Consider the following 19,935-nt stretch of genomic DNA (forward strand, 5'->3'; position numbering starts at 1 on the left):
CAGCAGCTAAAATTGTCCAAGAAAAAATATTAGCTGACTCAAAAAAAATTTAAACGCTACTGTGTCTTGAGATTGTTGAGCAAGCGATCGCAAGTAACGCAGTCTTTTTACTTACTGATGTCGGAAACAACGATGGCAAACATACTAGGCACACAAGGCAACGATACTTTAAGAGGAACTGCGTTCAACGACTCGATCTACGGGTTAAATGGCAACGATCTTTTACTGGGCTTAGCAGGCAACGACACACTAGAAGGTGGGCTGGGAAACGATACCCTTAATAGTGGTTTTGGAAATGACTTCCTCAACGGTGGTGTAGGCAACGATACTTATATTATTGAAAATCCAAACGATACGATTGTTGAAGCTCCCAATGGCGGTATTGATAGTGTAAGGGCAAGTTTTGATTATACGTTAACAGCTAACTTAGAAAATTTAACCCTAACTGGAAATGCTACAAACGGGACAGGGAATTTCCGTAGTAATACAGTTATTGGCAATGCCGCAAATAATATTTTAAGAGGACTTGCGGGAAGCGATCGCCTCAACGGTCAAGCCGGAAATGATTTTTTGTATGGAAGTGCTGTAGGTATCGGTGAAATTGATACCCTAACAGGTGGTGCAGGCAGAGATACGTTTTATCTGGGTTTTGGCAGTACTGTATTTTACGATGACAGAAATCGAACATCAATCGGCACTCGCGACTATGCTTTAATTACAGATTTCAACCGTAACCAAGACTCGATTAAACTGAGTGGTAGTCGTAATAACTATTTGCTTGGAGGAGTTCCTACAGGCTTACCTCAAGGTGTAGCGCTATATCTTAATAAGCCAGCAGGCGAACCTGATGAACTTATTGCCATTATTCAAGGAGATACAGCAAGCTTGAGTCTCCAAGATGGATACTTCAAGTCGATAGAAAATGAGATTGAACTTTCTCGTCTTAATGGCGGTAACGGTTTTGTTCTTGATGGCAGTCGAGTCAATAATAACAGAGCCTTCACCAATGGTGGCTTTGGTTACTCAGTCAGTACCGCAGGAGATGTTAACGGTGATGGATTTGAAGATTTAATCGTCGGCGCACCTTTTGTTAATCCTGGAAATAGATATAACAATGGTGCGAGTTATGTTGTTTTTGGTACTGGGGGCTTTAATGCTAATGACGTTACTAATCTCAATGGTCGTAACGGCTTTGCAATTATCGGCATCGACGGGGGTGATTATGCGGGTACGTATGTAAGTAATGCGGGTGATGTTAATGGTGATGGATTTGCAGACATCATCATTGGTGCAGATGGTGCGACTCCCAACGGTCAATTTCGCGCCGGTTCAAGTTATGTTGTCTTCGGTAAGGCTAGCGGTTTTTCGAGCAAGATTAATGTATCACAACTCAATGGCACGAACGGTTTTGCAATTAATGGTAATGAGCTAGATTATTTAGGGAGATCTGTCAGCAGCGCGGGCGATATCAACGGTGATGGATTTGACGATCTAATTGTGGGTGCGCCAGCAAATAATTTTCTCAATTACAATACTGAGCGCACAGGTAAAAGCTACGTTGTTTTCGGTCGAGGAAATTTTAACCCGAATATCGATGTTGCAGCGCTTGATGGTACGAACGGGTTCGCGATTAATGGCATTAATGGCGGTGACTACGCAGGAAGATCCGTCAGCAGTGCAGGTGATATCAATGGAGATGGCTATGATGACTTATTCATTGGGGCAAGACGTGCCGACCCAAGTGGAAAATACAATGCAGGTGCCAGTTACATAGTTTATGGTAAAGCTACTGGATTTAGCAATTTAAACTTGGCGCAACTCAATGCTAGCCAAGGATTTACGATTAACGGTCTAAATTCTGCTGACTACTTGGGTTCAGTAAGTAACGCCGGAGATATTAACGGAGATGGTATCGATGACATCATCATTGGTGCCTTTGGCGCAGATCCTAATGGTAAAACCAATGCAGGTACAAGTTACATTGTGTTTGGAAAAACACAGGGATTTGGTGCAAACCTCAATTTAAGTCAACTCAGTGGTAGCAACGGTTTTGCAATTAATGGTTTAAACCAAAGTGATTACTTGGGTGCGGTAAGTAACGCTGGAGATGTCAACGGTGATGGCTATGATGACATTATTGTCCATGCCTTTGGTGCCGATCCTGATGCTAGAACAAATGCAGGTACTAGCTACGTAGTATTTGGGAAGGCGAGTTTTACTGCAAGTTTTGATTTAGGACAACTCAACGGCAAAAATGGCTTCGCGCTTAATGGTACAGGGAATTTTGAAGCGATTGATACGACTGACATCTACTTTAATTTTCCAGGTAAGGTCGCAAGCACTGCGGGAGACTTGAATGGCGATGGCTTCGATGACTTGATTATTGGGTCATTTCGGCAGACACAAAGCTATGTTGTATTTGGTCGCGATTTTAGCAATACGGTAAATAATGCGGGTACTCCAGGTAACGATCGCATCATTGGCACAATTTCTGCTGATACTTTAATTGGCGGACTCGGCAATGACACAATTAACGGCATTCAAGGCGGAGATGTTTTAATTGGGGGTGCAGGTGATGATGTTTTGAGTTTTCAACCTGCGGCGCGTCGCATTGATGGCGGTACTGGAATTGATACGCTACAAGTTACCTCGCAATACGATATAGACTTGACGGCAATTCCTCATAACCGGATCTCTGGCATTGAAGTTATCGATATTACAGGAACTGGTAATAACACGCTGAATTTCAATCGCTTGGATGTATTAGCTTTGTCGGATACATCTAATCAGCTAATTGTCAAGGGCAACACTGGCGATCGCGTTACCTCTACAAATCAAGGGTGGCTATTTGATGGTTCTGTAACTCAAGATAACAACTTGTACAATCGTTATATTATTGGCGAAGCGACTTTACTTGTAGATGCAGATATTCTACAAACGATTTCGTAAATTTTTGGCAGATCAACATACTGCTAGTTAATATTTTCTCGATTTCAGTCTCACTTTTAAATAATGAAGGTGAGACTTTTTACTCAATTAGGTGTAACTAATGTTCTAGTAAAGGTAAAACAAGCGTGACAAAGTAATAGACTAATGGGGCAGTAAATACATAACTATCTGCACGGTCTAAAATACCGCCATGACCTGGAATGAGTTGTCCTGAATCTTTCACGCCAGCATCGCGTTTCATCATTGACTCGGTTAAGTCGCCAAGTAAACTAGCAATACCAATGAGTAGCCCTAAACTCAATCCAGTCAATGCCCAAAAAGGCCAATTTAAGTACCACGCACCTGCCATGGCGACAGCAACACTCGCAACAACGCCAAAAATCGCACCTTCAACTGTTTTTTTTGGGCTAATATCTGAAAGGCGAGTTCGACCGAATAATCTGCCAACAGTGTAAGCGCCAATGTCAGCTGCCCAAATACAGAAAAAAGCAAGCAGCGTATAAATTAACCCTGGGGGAAAAGCTTGAAAATCTATCCAATTGTCGGGTAGATAACCAGAAAAAGGTAAGTTACTCACCGCGTCATTACCGATCGCGCGGATTCTTACCCAGTAGCTTGGTAAATAACCTCCATAAAATAAACCTAAAATTGATGTGGAAATATCAGCAATAGTCGCGAGTTTTGGTTGAAATAATAGATAAAAACAAATAAATGTTCCGGCTACAGGCATAACAGCATCTGCTAGTGTCGATGAAACTGTAGCAATAACGAGTAAAGCCTGACTAACGGCTAAAGTTGTTTTTGCAGCCGGTGCAATTCCCTTCGCGCGGACAAGTTGAAAGTATTCCAACTGACCTAGATAGACAATAACAGCAAACATCATCGTAAAATACCACCCTCCCAAAATACTGCCGGTGAGGGCGATCGCGATCGCAATGATTCCACTAAAAATCCGAGACCAGGGCATAGATTAGAAGGAGAGGTGAAGGGTGAGGAATTTTCTCACGTTTTATGCAATAACCTTGAAAGAATTGGCTTTAGTCTAACTTTTCACCACTCAGAATAAAAATAGGATCGACAGCGGCAAAAGTTTGGGAAAAACCCCGCGTCTCCAAACGGTTAACAGCGGACTGTACGACTTCGACATTGCGAGCGTGCAATTCGGCAAAGCTCTGAGATACAGCATACAGAGTTTCTAGATTACTTGCCGTGGCAACGACTCTACCTTGAGGTAGCAAGTAGCGCCAGACTTCTTGCAAAATTGTTTTAATCGGACGACCGCCTTCAATGCATACGCGATGAGGAGGTTTGGGCAAACTTGATAAACATTCTGGGGCACTACCTTCTACAACTTGGACATTCTTTACCTCAAAGCGATCGCAGTTACGACGAATTAAGTTGGCAACTTCTTCATCACGTTCCACAGCTACAATTTGTCCGTGAGGACACAACAACCCGACTTCGACAGGAATTGTGCCGGTTCCTGCACCAATATCCCACAAAACGGTATCAGGTTGAATCCGTAGCTGCGCTATAAGTAATAACCGAATATCGCGTTGGCTCAGGGGAATTCCTGGTAAGCGTTCAAATAACTCATCAGGAATTCCAGGAGTAAGATAAGGCCATAATTGAGAAGGCATAGGAAAAAGATACCATTGCAGTTGCCGATAGTCCAAAGCTATAAAAGCTGGTAGAAGCTCAAAACAGCATTCATGAATCAGATATTAGGAAATCGCTACGAAGTACACCAACAACTGGCAAAAAAATCTGGGCGCCGGACGTTATTGGCACGTGATTTGACAACTCAAGAGTTTGTTGTTGTAAAGTTACTGTCATTTAGTAGTGATTTTGAATGGGATGATTTGAAGCTGTTTCAGCGCGAAGCAGAAATTTTAAAGACTGTTACGCATCCGGCAATTCCTCGCTACTTAGATTATTTTGAGCTTGATGCATCGCATTTTAAAGGATTTGCGCTCGTACAAACGTATCTTCCGGCAAAATCTTTAGAAGAACACCTCAAAGCAGGGGCGGTATTTAGCGAATCTGATGTCAAGCAAATTGCCACAGAACTTTTAGAGATTCTGATTTACCTGCACGGACATCAACCACCCGTTATTCACCGCGATATTAAGCCAAGTAACATCTTGTTGACACGTTCAGAAAATCGTATCGATGTTTATCTCGTTGATTTTGGCTCTGTACAAACGCTTGCTGCTCGCGAAAGTGGCACGATGACAGTTGTTGGTACGTACGGTTATATGCCACCAGAGCAATTTGGCGATCGCGCGGTTCCAGCATCGGATCTCTACAGTCTAGGTGCTACTTTGATCGCATTAGCCACAGGGACACATCCAGCTGACTTACCGCAGCGCGACGGACGAATTCAATTTGAGCAAGCTACAACGCTGAGCGCTGGCTTGAAACGGTGGTTGAGACGCATGACTGAACCTAGCCTCGATCGTCGCTTTACGTCTGCCCAACAAGCTTTACAAGCACTTCGTCAACCAACGCTCGAGGATACAGCTTTAACTTTTAGGAAACCATTCAACAGTAAAGTATTGCTGCACAAGAATGCAGACGTTTTAGAAATTATCTTGCCTCCGAGAGGATTTAGCCCAGAAATAGTTAGCTTGACACTATTTGCCGTTGCATGGAATTCCTTTATCGTCATGTGGACGGGTTTCGCTGTTTTTGGCGCACCTTTCCCTATTAACATATTTTTTGCTTTGTTTTCCCTACCCTTTTGGGGTGCAGGCGCAGGAATGGCGTGGCAAATTGTCTCCAACTTATTTCGACGCGTTCGGTTGAGAATCGATCGAAAACACATTTCGCTGCGTGACGAAATCTTTGGCTGGCAGTATCGTCCTCCGCGTGTTGCTGCTGCAAAGCATATTACAAAGTTAGAACGTACCTCGAAGTTTGCCAGTATCTTTAAAAAAAGTGAGAGCGATCGCGTTGAGATTAAGCCACAAATCAATATCTGGGTAGGAACGCAAAAATACGAACTCGGCGCGCATGGTTTACTTACTGAACCTGAAATTGATTGGCTGGCACGCGAACTCAGCGAATGGTTAGAGTTACCAGTGACCAAAGAGTAGGTGTAAGATACAAACAAATGCGCGCTTCCTATCTATAGTTAGTTAGGAAGGTCTCCAGGAGGTAGGTATGTTCGGTTTAGGATGGGCAGAGGTAGGTGTGATTGCGCTAGCTGCGATCTTAATCTTTGGTCCAAAGAAGATTCCAGAGATGGGAAGTGCCTTGGGTAAAACCTTACGCGGTTTTAAAGATGAGTTGAAAGGCGTACGTGATGAGGATTTAGAGCAAGATCGGCAAGATTCTTGATGTAGTAGGAGTCAGAGGTCAGGGTTAAAAGCTAGAAGAGGTGATGATTCTGAACTTTTATCACGTCCTAATACCAGTTCACTGAATGAGAACTACAAATTATTTCTCCTGAAACCCCTCTGCTTTCCTGCTCTTGAAGCTGCCTATTGGCAGCCACTTCAAAGTCAAACGATACAAGTATCCCTTCAACTGCTATGTAGCTAATCGAAGGGAAAGTTAGGACAGTCTAAAAGCTCAGCAACCTCTTCCTGGTTAGCTTTTAGCTCTGACCCCTGCTATACCATTTTGAAACTGTAAGCGTTCCACAATCTACGGCAGTTTGACGCTACCCTCTGGTGCAGGATTTAGGGGTCTTTTTTCACAACTGATTAGCAACGGAAGACTGAACGCTAATTTGCGCGTCACTAGTTGCTGTAGATTCATTAACCTGCTGAACTTCATCGCCGATGGGACGACGCGCTTCAATTAAACTAATCGCACGGTTGACACTTTCAGGTAAAATCACAACTAAACTACCTTCAGAAGCGCTATCTAATCCTTTACTGATTGCCGTAGTCTCGTCCAAAATTAACTCATAAGGGCAATCAGACTTGACTTGTAGGATTCCTTTGAGGATGAGTTCAGCCGCCGAACCCCGCGCTCGCCCGCGATTATCATCGTCTTCTTTGATAATGATGCGATCGAAGATGCTTGCGGAAAGTTTACCAAGCATAATAAAGTCTTCGTCACGGCGATCGCCAGGTCCGCCAACAACCCCAATTCGCTCGCCAGGCCAATTACGGATAAAACCACCAAGCGCTTCATAGCTGTGCGGATTGTGCGCGTAGTCGATTAGCGCGTGATAGCGACCCAAATTAAATAAATTCATTCGCCCTGGCGTTTGATTGACCGAGGCTTTAAATGTATTCAACCCGGCGCGAATTTGCTCGATCGAGACTCCTTGCACAAATGCAGCTAGACTTGCGGCTAACGCATTCGCAATCATAAACGGTGCTTTACCTGCCATTGTCAGAGGAACATTCACCGCTTGTTCGATGCGTAGTGTCCAATCGCCTTTGAGGATTGACAAGTAGCCATTTTCATAAACTGCTGCCAAACCGCCTTTTTGCGTATGCTGCTTGACGATTTCGTTCTCAGGGTTCATTGTAAAGAATGCTACTTGAGATTTGACGCGATCGCGCATGGCAGCAACGCGCGGATCGTCCGCATTGAGTACTGCGTAACCATTCGGTAATACTGCTTCGGCGACGACACTTTTGAGGTGTGCCATTTGGTCGATTGTATCAATATCGCCTATACCTAGGTGATCCGCCGCTACATTCAACACGACACCGACATTACTCGCATCAAACGCTAACCCAGAGCGTAAAATTCCGCCGCGCGCCGACTCTAACACCGCAACTTCTACAGTCGGGTCTTGTAGTATCAGTTGAGCGCTTTGGGGACCTGTATTATCGCCAGGCTCGACTAGATAGTCGCCAATGTAGGTACCGTCAGTTGTTGTATAACCAATTGTTTGACCAGTCTGTTTAAAAATGTGCGCGAGTAATCGCGTGGTTGTTGTTTTGCCGTTCGTTCCTGTCACTGCTAAAATTGGAATGCGGCTGGGTTTTTCCGGGGGAAAGAGCATATCCAGCACTGCACCTGCAACATTACGCGGAATACCCCGACTGGGACTAACGTGCATTCTAAATCCAGGAGCCGCGTTTACTTCAACAACCACGCCATCGACTTCGCGTAAAGGACGCGTGATATCTGGAGTAACAATATCAATTCCAGCAATATCTAAACCAATAATTTGGGCAACACGCTGCGCTAGCCAAACGTTTTCGGGATGAATGTCATCTGTACGGTCTACGGCAATTCCACCTGTACTTAAGTTTGCTGTCGCGCGCAGATAGCAAATTTCATTTTGAGGTAGGACAGTATCGAGCGTATAGCCTTGTCTTTCTAGCAGCTGGTAACTCGTGCGATCGAGTTCGATGCGAGTCAAAACGTTATCGTGTCCTTCGCCGCGATTCGGGTCGCGATTTGTTTGGTCAATTAGTTCTTCTATCGTACTTACACCATCGCCAACAACATGTGCCGGGACGCGTTCGGCTACTGCGACAACTTTGCCATCCACAACTAACACGCGATGGTCGCGACCAGCGTAATACCGCTCAACAATCACCGAACGCGAAACGTCTCTAGCTGCATCGTAAGCGACTTCGGCTTCTTCCCAATTGCGAATATCAATCGTAATACCGCGCCCGTGATTGCCGTCGAGAGGTTTGATGACGATCGGATACCCGCCGACATCTTCAATAGCTGCTTCGAGTTCATCAAAATAGCTAATCACCGTGCCTCGCGGAACTGGTACGCCAGCATTAGCAAGAATGCGTTTTGTGCCTTCTTTGTCACAAGCAAGTTCTACGCCCAAAATTCCAGTGCGGGCTGTCATCGTTGCTTGGATGCGTTTTTGATGAACGCCATAGCCGAGTTGAATTAAAAAGCGCGTTCCCAAAGACATCCAAGGAATTCCTCGCGCTTGGGCTTCTTGGACGATTGCCTCGGTACTAGGTCCTAGGGCGGCATCGCGCTGCAATTCTTTAAGGTCTTCGAGGTCTTGCTCAAGCTCTTGGCGAAGATAGTATCCCTTGTCTACAATACTTTGGCACAGTCGTACTGCGGCTCTGGCTGCATAACGTCCCGCTTGTTCTTCTTGGTACTCAAAAACAACTTGATAAATACCAGGAGTTGACGTTTCCCGCGTTCTGCCAAAACCTACAGGCATTCCGGCAAGTTCTTGTAGTTCTAGGGCGACGTGTTCGACGATATGCCCCATCAGCGTGCCTTCACGCACGCGCATTAAAAAACCACCATGACAGCCAGGCGAACACATATGTGATTCCAGACTTGGTAGCGTTGCGACTAATCCTTCGTAGAAACCTGGTATTTCGTTTGAAGGCTTTTCTGCTAAATCTTCTAGATCTAGTCGCATGACGATGAGTTTGTGTCGTCGAATACTCCAGTAGTTAGGACCGCGTAAAGTCTGGATTTTGAGGATTCTCATGTGCGCTCTTGAATTCGCATCCAATAGTCTAGTTTCTACTTGGGCTTGAGCAGGAAACTGTTCTCAGTGAACAGTTTGTCAGCTATCTATCGTCAGAATTTCTGACTTCCTTAATGATAGTTCTGTCGGAACCCCAATTACTGTTGAACATGACTGGTCGATAAAACTTGGCGTTTGTGCAAGTGGTAGCGATCGCCGTAGCTGAGAATGTGTAGCCGGAGATTATGCAAACTCAAGGGTTCTGTCGCACTCACGTTGCTGTGATTCGTGTGTGTTAACTCCCCTGGGTCGATGACTGTTACCGTACCTTTACCCATCACTTGGAGCGTGCCATCGTTTTCCACTAAGGCACAGGTATCTTCATCAATACCAATTCCGAGACGATCCGGATAACACGCGATCGCGCTGATTAAGCGTGCCATGCGGTTGCGGTTTTGAAAGTGCTGATCGACAATCAACTCAGGAATAATTCCTAAGCCAGTTCCCAGGTCAACCAACGACCGATTCGGCGATTCGCCACTGCCCCCACCGGCAATCATATAATGTCCCATCACGGCGGCTCCAGCACTCGTTCCTGCAAGAGTTAGTTCTTTGCGTTGGACGCGCTGGCGAATTGTTTCCATCGCAGGAGTATCAGCTAACACGCCACACAATCGCAGTTGATCTCCACCCGTCCAAAAAACTCCAGTACAGGCTTCTAAGCACTTTTGAATGTCAGGATCTTCACATTGTTGGCGTTCGCGAATATCGAGTAACTCAACTTGCTTCGCCCCCATTTCTTCAAAGATACTCATGTATCTACTGCCAATGATGGCTGGTTCGCGCGAAGCCGAAGGGATAATCGCGATATGGGCATTTTGAGCACCAGCGCGTAAAAAAAATGTTTGTAAGATCTCTCGTCCGTGAACTTTGTCTTCAGCACCACCTATAATCAATACAGCGGTTGTTGTAGCTTGGGGCTTTCTCATTCCTAGCAATTGAGCTTCTAATTGCGCCATTCTGTGTCTTCCTCTCTTCAGCTTCAGGGATAAACCCGACCGCAGCCCAATAAATTCAGATCGCGTACGTGACCTGATTATCTTGCTTAGCAGATGCCAGCGATCGCTCATTACCGCACCACAAGTACGAAACAGTCTGATAAGCAACGTCTTTGCTGAGGATTGCTCCAAAGCCGAGCAATTTTTGACCCTGAACCTTCAATAATAATCCGCAGGATGTGAAAATATTTAAACATAATTTAAGCAATTAGAAAAACTTTTAGCTAGAACATATGACAGAAGTTACGGGTAGGATGCCTGTACCACTAGCCACTAGGTACCAACCAGTAACCGCTTCCTCAGATTACCTATCTCCTGATTAAATTACTGTGCGATTTGATATAGTTACTCTATTTCCAGACTTTTTTAGCTCTGCCCTACAATCAGGATTGTTAGGGAAGGCTTTGGCACGACAAATTGCTACAGTCCATTTAATTAACCCCCGCGATTTTACGACCGATAAGCATCGTAAAGTTGATGACGAACCATATGGCGGGGGTGTGGGAATGCTCATGAAGCCCGAACCCATCTTTGCAGCAATTGAATCTCTACCCGTTTTACCGCGACGGGAAATTATTCTCATGACTCCCCAAGGGCAAACACTCAAGCAGTCTTTATTGCAAGAATTAGCAACGAACTATGACCAATTAGTGGTGATCTGCGGTCACTACGAAGGCGTTGATGAGCGCGTGCTGCATTTGGTGACGCGGGAGATTTCTCTAGGTGATTTTGTGCTGACTGGAGGTGAAATTCCCGCGCTAGCGTTAATTAATGGGGTTACGCGGCTACTTCCTGGCACAGTCGGTAAAGTTGAATCGCTCAAAGCCGAAAGTTTTGCAGCAGGATTATTAGACTATCCCCAATATACACGTCCGGCAAAGTTTCGGGAATGGAAAGTTCCTGACGTACTGCTTTCCGGAAACCATGAAAAAATAGCGCAGTGGCGATACGAACAACAAATTCAACGCACGCGCGATCGCCGTCCTGATTTATACGCGCAATGGTTGGAAAAAATCAAATTGCAATCAGAATAGTCAGGCAATGGGTCGTTGGTAACTGGTAATCGGGTAAGAACTTAAATGCGATCGCTCAAGCTAACAGATAATTAATAACTGCTTTACTTTTTTACTTTTGTCAATTACCAACTACCTATTACCAATTACCAACTGAGGTATCGTTACTAAAAGAGGGTTTTTTGTAATTGTAATGAACATTCGGATTGGTAACGGCTACGACATACATCAACTCAGCTTCGATCGGCGTTTAATTTTGGGTGGTGTCGAAATTCCGCACGACCGCGGTTTACTCGGACATAGTGATGCGGATGTTCTTACACACGCGATTATAGATGCGATGCTGGGCGCTTTGAGCTTAGGTGATATTGGGTTATATTTTCCGCCGACAGATCCGCAGTGGAAAGGCGCAGATAGTTTAGTATTACTCGCGAAGGTGAATCAATTGATTCGCGATCGGGGCTGGCAAATTGGTAATATTGACTCGGTAGTCGTCGCAGAACGCCCGAAGTTAAAACCGCATATTCAACAAATGCGATCGCGGCTTGCAGAAGTTTTAGAAGTCCAACCTGAACAAATTGGCATTAAAGCGACAACAAACGAAAAATTAGGTCCCGTCGGTAGAGAAGAAGGAATTGCAGCGTATGCGGTAGTGTTACTGCAACAAGGTTAGGTAATAGGTAATGGGTAATTGTTTTTATTGAAATTACTGAACTATTACTAAAATGTAAGCTGGGTGTAAAATTTATTATGAGTTCTATTAATGAATCGCCAAAAAACATTCTCGCAGCTAGAGCCAGATTAGGCGAGGGTCCTTGTTGGCATTCACAAAAGCAGTTACTGTACTGGGTGGATATTTATAACCACCGCGTTCACGAATTTGACTCATCAACAGGCGAACACAAATTCTTTGATGTCGGTGAAGTAGTTGGCTGTGTTGCGCCCGCAGGAACAAACCGCTTGATTATGGCGCTACGCCATCGCTTGGCGTTTTTAGATACGAAGAATGGTGAAGTCACGCCAATTGTTGATGTTGAACCAGAAAAGCCTTCGGATATTCGTTTGAATGATGGAAAATGCGATCCGGCGGGGCGTTTTTGGTTTGGTTCTATGTCTACGAGTGGACCTCGAGCGCGGTTGTTTCGCTACGATCCGGATGGTTCGTTACAGGTTGTTTTAACAGGTTTAACAGTGTCAAATGGACTAGGGTGGAGTCCAGATCAAAAGACGTTTTATTTAACGGATTCACCCTTAAAGAAGATTTACGCCTTTGACTATGACGTGAAGAGGGGCGATATCAGTCATCAACGCGTATTTGCGGAGATTGATATTGATTCTGGCGTTCCTGATGGCTTAACAGTAGACCGCGATGGGTGCATTTGGTCGGCGATTTGGGATGGCTGGTGTATAGTTAAGTTCGATCCTACCGGAAAAGAGATGGCACGTATCTCTATGCCTGTGCAGCGTCCTACGTGTTGCGTTTTTGGCGATCGCGATTTAGCAACACTTTATATTACAACTGCGTCAGTTGGTTTAAGCGAAGAAGAAATTCAAAAAAGCTTCTATTCAGGAGACTTATTTAGCCTCGCTACGAATACTTCAGGTATGCCTACTTACGAATTTGCAGGGTAAAGGATGAACGCTATAGTCAAAGGTATTTTACGTCGCTGGATTGCTGTTGGGTTGAGTTTTGTTTCGGCGATCGCGCTTGGGGGTTGTAACCCTGCTAACTTTGAAACAGTAGCTGCACAAGTTCCGCAAATCGTTGTTAGTGTTCTTAGCGATCCAAAAACTTTTAACTACGCGCTCAATCAAGAATCGCCTAACATTTTTGGTTTGACGTACGATGGTTTAGTAACAGAAAACCCCCTAACGGGTGCAATTGAACCAGCATTAGCCGAATCGTGGGAAATTGCTGAAGATAACTTAAGAATTACTTTTACACTCCGCGAAGGATTAAGGTGGTCTGACGGAGAACCTCTCACTGCCGATGATGTAGAGTTTACCTATAACAGCATTTATCTTAACGAAGCAATTCCTACTGATACTAGAGATATCTTACGCATAGGCGAAAGTAGACAATTACCAACTGTTCGTCAACTTGATGCACGTCGAGTAGAATTTACCACTCCAGAACCTTTTGCGCCTTTTTTACGCATCACAGGCTTACCTATCTTACCCGCTCATGCTTTACGCGAAGCAGTCGAAACTAAAGATTCGCAAGGAAATCCTCGATTTCTCACCACCTGGGGCGTTGACACACCACCGCAACAAATTATTGTGAATGGTCCTTATCAACTAGAGGAATACGTGACGAGTCAGCGTGTCGTCTATCGACGCAATCCATACTACTGGCGGAGAGATGCTCAAGGCAATCCGCAACCGTATGTTGAACGGCTCATTTGGCAAATTGTAGAATCTACTGATACATCTTTGATTCAGTTTCGTTCGCAAGGATTAGACTCGGTTGGGGTAACACCCGAATATTTTTCACTCCTCAAACGCGAAGAAGACCGCGGCAACTTTACTATTTATGAAGACGGTCCAGCGTCCGGAACTAATTTCATCTCGTTCAATCTTAACAAAGGTCGCAGAAACGGTCGTCCCTTAGTCGATCCAGTCAAGTCGCGATGGTTTAATTCTCCAGACTTTAGACGGGCGATCGCCTACGCAATTGATCGCCAACGAATGATTAACAACATCTTTCGCGGTTTGGGCGAATTGCAAAATTCACCAATTTCTGTACAAAGCCCTTATTACCTGTCACCAGAGGAAGGACTAAAAGTATACGAATACGATCCCGATCGAGCAAGAGAACTTCTTCGTCAAGCTGGATTTCAGTATAATAGTGCCGGTCAGCTGCTTGATGCTGATGGTAATCGCGTCCGCTTCTCACTAATTACAAATGCAGGTAACCGCATTCGAGAAGCAATGGGCGCACAAATTAAACAAGATCTTAGCCAAATTGGCATTCAAGTTGACTTTAATCCGCTTGCTTTTAATGTGTTAGTAGATCGCTTATCTAATACTTTGGATTGGGAATGTCACTTATTAGGTTTTACTGGCGGTATTGAACCTAATGACGGTGCTAATATCTGGTCAGTTGACGGTGGTTTGCACAGTTTTAATCAAGCACCACCTCCAGGACAACCACCTCTTGAAGGGCGAGAAGTTGCTGATTGGGAACAGCAAATTTCCGATCTTTATATTGACGGGGCGCGAGAATTAGATGAGTCAAGGCGCAAAGCAATTTATGCCCAAACTCAACAGTTAACTCAAGAATATCTACCGTTTATCTACCTCGTAAATCCTTTAGCAATGACAGCAGTACGCAATCGCATTCAAGGCGTGCAATATTCCGCGTTGGGTGGCGCTTTTTGGAACATTTACGAACTTCAATTAAGCGACAGTTAGACAGTTAATTTAATTGCTGTTTTACCCAATGCACAAACTCCGCATGTTCAGGAGAATGCAATCCTTGCTGCGAAACTGCTAACACTTGAGGCATTTTTCCTTCCAGAAGTGCACTAACAGCTAACCACAGCCCAGGAAAAACACGCGACCGCGCGATACCTTCGCTATCCGGTTCGAGTTGTCGATATTCACCTTCAGATAACTCGAACCAATCAAGTTTATTTTCGTAGATTTGCCAGACAATATATGTCGTAGAGATCGTACGCTGCACTACTCGCGGCAATTTCTACAATTAATTCTGGTGCGCCTTCGATGTAGTCGTCACTCAACTGCACCTTTCCTCCCACAGTAGAATCGATGAACAACACGCCATCAGGCTGCGGTTCGTTGTCTAAATCCAAACGCACCGTCGGTTCTATACCCATTTTGACCTTTGGGGTAGAAGCTTGATAAATTCCCAACCAAGTAATAATGAAGCCATGAGGTTCAGCATGATTTGTGAAACGTAACGGTGACGCTACGTAGACAACTCCTTCGATCAGTTCTGCTTTCTTAATCTCTGGACTGGCGGTGTAGCGGCGTTCAAATTCGTGACGCGACAGGCGATCGCCACTTTCTAATGGTGGAATGGATTTATACTCATTTTGTTCGTCAGGTTGCTGTTTCCTTGGCGATTGATTGAGTACCATCGCAAAACCTGTGGTCTCTAGTCAAAGAAGTCATTGCTACTCTAATTTTCACATTCTTAGCAAGATACTGCTGCAACTCGGCTAATATCAACAGCATCTACTGCCAGAATTTGTCTTTACCTCATGTTGACTGCTACGTCTGGTATAGTTAAACTTCTGAACATTCCGCTTTTTTCTCGTACACACCTAGAATTTAATATTCTTTGCAGACTAACTCATCATTGTCAGCTTTCATCACTAATTCTGTAGATTTTTCCTTATACTAGGTCAATTTATAATTTATCGGTTGTCAGCCACAAAGTTTGAAGGCAAAAATAGGGCGATTGCTCGCAATGGTTGACCGCGATTATCACTACATTAACCAAACCAAAAACCTGCAACTATACGTTTAATCAAGATTTTCTTCAATAGTTTTTATTTACTGCTGAAGGATTAACTTTACTTAATACAATTCCCACTGATCTTGACCTAGCCTTAGCCGAATCTTGATTTTTTTACGATAACTAAAGATAGTGAAGAAGAACCTCAATTTTTATAAATATGGGGAACAAGTACAGAGCCTAAGCAAATTATTGTTAATAGTCCATACAAAACTGAAAGTCATACACCAAGTCAATGTTTATTGCAACGTAATCCTTCCCCACTTTGCTCAATGGCACGCTGTGGATAATGTAACGCATACATGTCAGTACAATATCAATATGCGTATAAAAATGAGAAAGCTGCTTGGCATTGACAAATATCTTACAGCATACAAGAAGTTCAGACATCGAGCAGTGCTCGTGCCCTAGTAGTTCATTTTACTAATTCAGTAATGCCCTCAGAGGTAAATAAAGAAAAGAGGGTCAAAACATTTGTTTTTCGTACATAAATATTCCTTCTATGTTGTGTTTTCCTATCTAAATTTGCTCCACCATACCTTTCAAACCGCGACTGTTGAGTAACTGTAAAACTTCGTTAGCATTCGCGCGATCGCCAAAGGCTCCCACCTGCATAAAGACTTTACCATTCGAAAACGTCCGAAAAGCTCCAGGAATCAGCGATCGCACTAGATCTTGCTTGCTTTTACTTTCGGCTTCAACGATCACTCGATAGCGCAAACCCAAAGCGGATTCGCGTGTTGGAGGAAGTGGTGGAGAACCAGGCGCAGGTGCAGTTGTCGGTAAAGTGATTTTCGGTAAATTGCGCGAGTTGCCTAGCGGAATATTACCACTAGGTACAGGCAGTAAATCTGCTTCAGTAATTTGTGCTGACTGCAACACAGGAACATCGATCGCACCGCGATTAGAGTTTGATAGTGGCGGTGGGATAGTTGCAGAGGTTGTCGGTGGTGGAACAGGAATGACAATCGCCGTATCCGAACCTGTTGCAGAAGGTAACGCAGGAGAAACGGCGCGAGAATTGTTTGTCGTCGCTGGTGGTGGAACAGGAATTGCGATCGCTGCAGGTGCTGTGCTGCGCGGACTCGCATTCGCAGAAGTTGGCGGTTTTGCAGTTTGCGATTGCGCTTGTGGTATTGCGGCTAAATCTACCTTACCGGATAAATCCAGATTGCCAACGGTACGCGCATCAGCAGCTAAAGTATTCCCAAACGCCGGAATTATTTGACGCGCCGCTTTGCTATTAATATCGTAACGTCCGTTTTGGCGAAAGATATTACCGCCTGGCTGCGCAGCCGTGCCTAAATCAGGTAGACTTGCAGCGATCGCTACGATACCATCTTCAATATTGCGCTCGATCGTATTACTTCTGAGGATGGGTTGTGCTTGTGCTTGTACGACAATACCTGCACGATTTTGCGTAATGCGATTGCCAATCAAAAGTGGTGCGGCTTTTTGCGAAATGTTGATACCAAATCCTGTTTTTTCAAAGATATTTTCGCGAACTTCGGGTCGAGAAATGCCGTAGATGGTTATCCCGTTTGCTCCATTTTGATGAAAGTAATTGTTGCGAATGAGGGGTTTGCTGTCACCCGTTATCGAAATGCCATCATGCGTACTACCAGTAAAGGTATTGTTGGTGATTCTGGGACTACTCGACTCAATCCACAAACCATAACCGCGTGGATTGGAATTGGTAATTGTGACACCCGTCAGCGTCGCTTCGTTGGCTCCTAAAATTGTCACGTTTTGCCGCGCAAAAGTCGGACTAAGGAAAACGCCACCACCTTGAATGATAATGTCACTTCCACGCGTTTGCGGATCGCCTTGAATCGTTACACCCGATTTGAGCTGGAGTGGAAAAGTTTCTCCCGTTTCAGCGCTATAAGTTCCTTTAGCCAGCACGATCGTGCTATTTGCAGAAGCGACTTTTAATGCTTGAGTAATCGTTTTGAACGGAGCGCGATCGCTACCGTTGGCTTGCGCAGCGTTCTCTACACTGGGGTTGACATATAGCACTTTCGCTGATGCTATCTGATTGGCACGCGCGTTTCCCAAAGATAGCGTTGGTACTTCTGACGCCAAACCAGTATCGCTCAAACCTAGCAAAGCAATACTTGATAGTCCAAGCGCGATCGCGCGCGAACTGGGATGCGAAATTTTAGTTATGCTCAAGATAAAAGGAGCAAGCTCAAAATAAGTATCAGGGCGGGCTAAATTCACGGCACTCCTCCGCATCACTTTGGAAATATCAAAGCCAAGGGTGATGACAACGGCAATCTCGACGTTGTTCTATGCTGCTTCTTATACAGCCAATGTCCCAAAAAAGCAATGGCATTAAACACTTCTTTTTGCAAATAAGTTAAATCACACTCAAGTTGCTGAAATATGAATGCTGGCTGGTACGATGAAAACAATAATGGGTTTGTTCCAATGGTCGAATCATATAACCAAAGAGGACAAGTACAACCAGCTGTTTGCCGGATCCTGGACGCCAATCTAGACCGCGCCCGTGAGGGATTGCGCATCATTGAGGAATGGTGTCGCTTTGGTTTAAATAACGCGCAGTTTAGTGGAGAATGCAAACAACTACGGCAAGAACTCGCAACTTGGCACAGCCCAGAATTACGCGCGGCGCGAGATACTCTTGGAGACCCTGGTACGCAACTGACACACCCACAAGAACAACAACGCGCAGATCTCAAATCCCTCCTGCAAGCAAACTTCTGTCGAGTCGAGGAAGCTTTACGTGTTTTAGAAGAATACGGTAAACTTTATCACCCACAGATGGGCAGCGTATTTAAGCAAATGCGATATCGCGTTTACACGCTCGAAAGTCGCTTACTCGGCTACGAACGCCATCAGCGATTGTTGCGATCGCAGTTATACCTTGTCACTTCTCCCGCAAAAGATTTATTGTCGGTGGTAGAAGCAGCGTTGGCTGGCGGATTGACTCTCGTACAATACCGAGATAAAAATGCTGACGATAGCGAACGGATGTCGTACGCGCAGCAATTGTGTCAGCTGTGTCACAAATACAATGCATTATTTCTCGTCAACGACCGCGTGGACATTGCTTTGGCAGTAGACGCGGATGGCGTGCATCTTGGACAGCATGACATGCCCATCAACGCTGCTCGACAGCTGTTAGGACCGCATAAAATTATCGGTTGCTCGACGACAAATCCAGAAGAAATGCAACGCGCGATTCAAGGTGGCGCGGATTACATTGGTGTGGGTCCAGTTTACGAAACACCCACTAAAGCCGGTAAGCCAGCTGCCGGCTTAGAATACGTACGCTACGCAGCTCAGCATAGCCCAATTCCGTGGTTTGCGATTGGCGGTATCGACGTGAATAATATCAATGATGTCATCTCGGCAGGTGCAGAGCGCGTCGCAGTCGTGAGGGCATTAATGGAAGCTGAACAGCCTACTTTAGTCACGCAATACTTCTTATCGCAATTTACTCGCGTCCGCATCCAAAGCCATACACTAGAATTGACTGAATCTTATGTCCGAGCAAATCACCCTGGAAGTTAACGGCGAAACGCGTCAGTGCGCAGCACATTCCCGAATTCCAGATGTCCTAAACCAACTCGGCTACAATCCGCGTTTAGTTGCAGTCGAATACAACGGCGAAATTCTCCACCGTCAGTATTGGTCAGAAACTTATGTCAAACAAGGCGATCGCTTAGAAGTCGTCACAATTGTTGGTGGTGGGTAAACGAGAGGAAGGAATGGGTGGCTAGTGAATAGCGATTAGTTGTGTTTGCGCACAAAGGTGCTGAAGGCAATTATTTTAAACTTTGAGTTAAAGAATTGCTTAACTCCTCTGCTCCCTTGCACCTCTGCTTCCTCTGCTTTCAAAAGGTACGGTATTCATATCCGGTAATCCACCCTCAGGTTACTGCCATAAGCAGAATAGAGAGGATAAATTAGGAATGTAGCTTGTATAGATAGTTATCGCGAAAGAGAACCCCTTGTTCGACTTTGCTGATGATGTCTCAGGCTATCGGCTGGTGTTATTGAATAAACATAAAATATCTTCATAGGATA

The 19,935-nt window shown here is 44.8% G+C and carries 15 protein-coding genes and 1 pseudogene; 9 read left to right on the top strand and 7 right to left on the bottom strand.

The window, feature by feature from the left end; all coding sequences use genetic code 11:
- Positions 1-132 precede the first annotated feature (132 nt).
- Complete coding sequence (locus B1A85_RS18020) at positions 133-2,949, top strand: S-layer family protein (RefSeq protein WP_104548222.1); 2,817 nt, start codon at positions 133-135, stop codon at positions 2,947-2,949.
- 97 nt (positions 2,950-3,046) lie between these two features.
- Here B1A85_RS18020 and B1A85_RS18025 read toward each other — a convergent pair whose 3' ends face one another.
- Both B1A85_RS18025 and cbiT read right to left on the bottom strand, forming a co-directional pair.
- The gene (locus B1A85_RS18025; protein WP_104548126.1) at positions 3,047-3,916 is read right to left on the bottom strand and encodes a phosphatidate cytidylyltransferase; all 870 of its coding nucleotides are present in this window, start codon (positions 3,914-3,916) and stop codon (positions 3,047-3,049) included.
- 70 nt (positions 3,917-3,986) lie between these two features.
- Positions 3,987-4,589 carry a precorrin-6Y C5,15-methyltransferase subunit CbiT gene (gene cbiT, locus B1A85_RS18030; protein WP_104548127.1) on the bottom strand — a complete coding sequence of 201 codons (603 nt, stop codon included), beginning with the start codon at positions 4,587-4,589 and terminating at the stop codon, positions 3,987-3,989.
- Positions 4,590-4,661: 72 nt separating this feature from the next.
- Between cbiT and B1A85_RS18035 the strand changes: the two genes are divergently transcribed.
- Together B1A85_RS18035 and tatA are read left to right on the top strand one after the other, a co-directional pair.
- Positions 4,662-6,047, top strand: coding sequence for a serine/threonine-protein kinase (locus B1A85_RS18035; protein ID WP_104548128.1), 1,386 nt, complete (start codon positions 4,662-4,664; stop codon positions 6,045-6,047).
- A 67-nt stretch (positions 6,048-6,114) separates the two neighbouring features.
- Positions 6,115-6,291 carry a twin-arginine translocase TatA/TatE family subunit gene (gene tatA / locus B1A85_RS18040; RefSeq protein WP_104548129.1) on the top strand — a complete coding sequence of 59 codons (177 nt, stop codon included), beginning with the start codon at positions 6,115-6,117 and terminating at the stop codon, positions 6,289-6,291.
- A gap of 358 nt (positions 6,292-6,649) precedes the next feature.
- Here tatA and cphA read toward each other — a convergent pair whose 3' ends face one another.
- From cphA to B1A85_RS25695, 3 genes are all read right to left on the bottom strand, one after another.
- Complete coding sequence (gene cphA, locus B1A85_RS18045; RefSeq protein WP_104548130.1) at positions 6,650-9,346, bottom strand: cyanophycin synthetase; 2,697 nt, start codon at positions 9,344-9,346, stop codon at positions 6,650-6,652.
- 137 nt (positions 9,347-9,483) lie between these two features.
- A complete protein-coding gene (locus B1A85_RS18050; RefSeq protein ID WP_104548131.1) occupies positions 9,484-10,344 on the bottom strand; it encodes a cyanophycinase in 861 nt (286 codons plus the stop codon).
- A 55-nt stretch (positions 10,345-10,399) separates the two neighbouring features.
- Entirely contained in the window at positions 10,400-10,525 is a 126-nt protein-coding gene (locus B1A85_RS25695) for a hypothetical protein (RefSeq protein ID WP_256387477.1), read from the bottom strand.
- A 187-nt stretch (positions 10,526-10,712) separates the two neighbouring features.
- Here B1A85_RS25695 and trmD point away from each other — a divergent pair, with 187 nt between their 5' ends.
- From trmD to B1A85_RS18070, 4 genes are all read left to right on the top strand, one after another.
- On the top strand, positions 10,713-11,417 hold the full coding sequence (gene trmD, locus B1A85_RS18055; RefSeq protein ID WP_104548132.1) for a tRNA (guanosine(37)-N1)-methyltransferase TrmD: 705 nt from the start codon (positions 10,713-10,715) through the stop codon (positions 11,415-11,417).
- Positions 11,418-11,589: 172 nt separating this feature from the next.
- Positions 11,590-12,069 (top strand): 2-C-methyl-D-erythritol 2,4-cyclodiphosphate synthase, encoded by a 480-nt coding sequence (ispF, locus tag B1A85_RS18060; protein WP_104548133.1) that lies wholly within the window; start codon positions 11,590-11,592, stop codon positions 12,067-12,069.
- Between the two features lie 77 nt (positions 12,070-12,146).
- On the top strand, positions 12,147-13,028 hold the full coding sequence (locus tag B1A85_RS18065) for an SMP-30/gluconolactonase/LRE family protein (RefSeq protein WP_104548134.1): 882 nt from the start codon (positions 12,147-12,149) through the stop codon (positions 13,026-13,028).
- Between the two features lie 3 nt (positions 13,029-13,031).
- On the top strand, positions 13,032-14,810 hold the full coding sequence (locus tag B1A85_RS18070; RefSeq protein WP_104548135.1) for an ABC transporter substrate-binding protein: 1,779 nt from the start codon (positions 13,032-13,034) through the stop codon (positions 14,808-14,810).
- Between the two features lie 4 nt (positions 14,811-14,814).
- Here B1A85_RS18070 and B1A85_RS18075 read toward each other — a convergent pair.
- Both B1A85_RS18075 and B1A85_RS18085 read right to left on the bottom strand, forming a co-directional pair.
- A pseudogene (locus B1A85_RS18075) lies at positions 14,815-15,499 on the bottom strand (Uma2 family endonuclease).
- 899 nt (positions 15,500-16,398) lie between these two features.
- Entirely contained in the window at positions 16,399-18,102 is a 1,704-nt protein-coding gene (locus tag B1A85_RS18085; RefSeq protein ID WP_210404560.1) for a DUF1565 domain-containing protein, read from the bottom strand.
- A 165-nt stretch (positions 18,103-18,267) separates the two neighbouring features.
- On the opposite strand from B1A85_RS18085, the gene B1A85_RS18090 reads away from it, so the two are divergent.
- Together B1A85_RS18090 and thiS are read left to right on the top strand one after the other, a co-directional pair.
- A complete protein-coding gene (locus B1A85_RS18090; protein WP_104548138.1) occupies positions 18,268-19,419 on the top strand; it encodes a thiamine phosphate synthase in 1,152 nt (383 codons plus the stop codon).
- Positions 19,391-19,603, top strand: coding sequence for a sulfur carrier protein ThiS (gene thiS / locus B1A85_RS18095; RefSeq protein WP_104548139.1), 213 nt, complete (start codon positions 19,391-19,393; stop codon positions 19,601-19,603). Before B1A85_RS18090 ends, thiS begins: the two co-directional genes overlap by 29 nt.
- Positions 19,604-19,935 lie beyond the last annotated feature (332 nt).

Origin of the sequence: Chroococcidiopsis sp. TS-821 (genome assembly GCF_002939305.1) — a bacterium.
In the GTDB taxonomy this organism is placed as follows: domain Bacteria; phylum Cyanobacteriota; class Cyanobacteriia; order Cyanobacteriales; family Chroococcidiopsidaceae; genus Chroogloeocystis.

Coding starts and splice junctions, on each gene's coding strand:
- cphA (WP_104548130.1), bottom strand. CDS start 9,346: ATGAGAATCCTCAAAATCCAGACTTTACGCGGTCCTAACTACTGGAGT.
- B1A85_RS18090 (WP_104548138.1), top strand. CDS start 18,268: ATGAATGCTGGCTGGTACGATGAAAACAATAATGGGTTTGTTCCAATG.
- B1A85_RS18035 (WP_104548128.1), top strand. CDS start 4,662: ATGAATCAGATATTAGGAAATCGCTACGAAGTACACCAACAACTGGCA.
- B1A85_RS18025 (WP_104548126.1), bottom strand. CDS start 3,916: ATGCCCTGGTCTCGGATTTTTAGTGGAATCATTGCGATCGCGATCGCC.
- cbiT (WP_104548127.1), bottom strand. CDS start 4,589: ATGCCTTCTCAATTATGGCCTTATCTTACTCCTGGAATTCCTGATGAG.
- B1A85_RS18050 (WP_104548131.1), bottom strand. CDS start 10,344: ATGGCGCAATTAGAAGCTCAATTGCTAGGAATGAGAAAGCCCCAAGCT.
- thiS (WP_104548139.1), top strand. CDS start 19,391: ATGTCCGAGCAAATCACCCTGGAAGTTAACGGCGAAACGCGTCAGTGC.
- tatA (WP_104548129.1), top strand. CDS start 6,115: ATGTTCGGTTTAGGATGGGCAGAGGTAGGTGTGATTGCGCTAGCTGCG.
- B1A85_RS18020 (WP_104548222.1), top strand. CDS start 133: ATGGCAAACATACTAGGCACACAAGGCAACGATACTTTAAGAGGAACT.
- ispF (WP_104548133.1), top strand. CDS start 11,590: ATGAACATTCGGATTGGTAACGGCTACGACATACATCAACTCAGCTTC.
- B1A85_RS18070 (WP_104548135.1), top strand. CDS start 13,032: ATGAACGCTATAGTCAAAGGTATTTTACGTCGCTGGATTGCTGTTGGG.
- B1A85_RS18065 (WP_104548134.1), top strand. CDS start 12,147: ATGAGTTCTATTAATGAATCGCCAAAAAACATTCTCGCAGCTAGAGCC.